At 49.2% G+C, this 1,758-nt stretch carries 1 protein-coding gene; it reads right to left on the bottom strand.

Going from position 1 to position 1,758, the window contains the following annotated elements; all coding sequences use genetic code 11:
• The coding region (locus AABK37_RS41235) for a hypothetical protein (RefSeq protein ID WP_432557152.1) at positions 1–1,758 on the bottom strand (1,758 nt) is incomplete at both ends.

Genomic DNA, 1,758 nt, shown 5'->3' with positions numbered 1-1,758 from the left:
TGTCATTATAAATTTCTGCAATACGAGAAACCCATTCCCCGTTTCGTTGTCGAATGTAAAACTGGACAACACAGTTGAGAAAATAGCCTTGCATGAAATTAATTTTGACGATCGTTCCCTTTCGCCACCCATTTGTCAAAAGAGACTGAAATTTAACTTTCTCTCCCACCTGGATGAAAGAAGGCAAATCAGGAGAGTTGGAAGAAACAACGGGTTTAATTGGCTCTACAAACAAAACAGAACCGCATTCTTCAACAGCCACCTGTACAGGCGGTGTTGATACACCCCAACCTTCATTATTGTCAGGAATGCTAGTTACGCCGCTCTGTGACTGGGTTTCAGGGTTTTCAATGAGTGTTATATCTTCAGAAACAGGGAGTAACGCCTGTTCTGGCGCGGGTTTCAGGGTTTTTTCGGGGATGATGACGGTTTGTAAAGTATCTATGGGTTGGGGTTCAACTTGTGCTATAGGGGCACTAGGTTCTGGTGAAGTCCTTGCCATAAATCGCCATAGCTTTTGCAGCAAGCCCTTACAGGTGTACAAGAACTGGATGCTGAATCCTTGTCCAAAATGCTGTTTTGCGATGGCGATAATCAGATTCAGGCGTTCTCTGATCGTTTGCGGCGCTGTAATCAATCCCTGACGAACGCTTTGACGGATAAGCTTTGTCACCTGGGCGAGTTTGTCTCGCCCTGTCTGCTTTCGGGTTTCGTTGGCTTTATTGTGTTTTCTGCCGTCTTCTCTTTGTCCTAGGGCGACACCATGCAGGGCTACAGTATCGCCGTAATTAACACCAGTCCGGGGGCGAAACGAGCCGTCGTAGTGGTAGTAACCAAGGTTCTTGATGGATTTGAGCCAGTCTTTAATCCGCCGCTCTAGCTCATGCTGGTGGCGGCAATAAAGTTCGTACCCTGGCAGCTTACGCATGAAGGTGGCGGTTTGTTGGATTAGTTCTTCACCGTCCAGCCTGTTGAACACAAAAAACAGTTTTACCGCTTCGGGGATCAGGTCGTTGGTTTGTCCGGGTCCCGTCCACCCTGGCGTAAGGCGCGTTACCAGGTCTTCATACCACCCGGCGACATTGTTGGCGTAAATGCTTCTCACATAGCCGTTATTTTCGACTTTAAAGCCCTCATACGCCTCCTTCATGACCCGTTTGAAGGTTTCCATGTCCTGACGGGCGGCGCTGTGTTGTAGCTCCCCGATAAAGGCGTTTAAATCGTTATGGACGGGGGTGAAGTCGAAGGGGTCTAAAACAAAGCTGCCGGAATTTGGTTGCAGGGGGAGGCGTAGACCGTGGTAATTGATGATACTGTCTTCTGACCAGCCTTTACGGTTGGGGAAGATTTCGAGCTGCCCCTTGGCAATCCTGAATCCGGCTTTTTGTAGCACGACAGTCAAGCACTGCGCCGCCATGTGACTGGGGACGGCGTTCGGGAGGGCAATAAAAATATGCTTCCCGGTACTGTAACTGCTTTGCACAAGGACCCGATCTACCAGACCGATGTCTTCAAGGACACCGCATAAACGGTTGTATTCAGCGGGGTCAATATGGGGATTGTAAGCAGAAAGCTTATCCAGGTCGATAACCAGGATGCACGTCATCCCGACAAACCGTAGCCCGATGATCTGGTTCTCATCGTTGAACAATGTCAGAAGGTTGCGCGGGGCGGTGGGAAAGCGGCGGGTCTTCCATCCAGCTTCCAGGGCGTTGTCTTTGATGATGGAATTGAAATAGTTGTTGCCAAAGAAATCAA

The organism is Tolypothrix sp. VBCCA 56010 (assembly GCF_050875635.1).
In the GTDB taxonomy this organism is placed as follows: Bacteria; Cyanobacteriota; Cyanobacteriia; order Cyanobacteriales; family Nostocaceae; genus Hassallia.
This window is presented reverse-complemented; position numbering and strand designations above follow the sequence as displayed.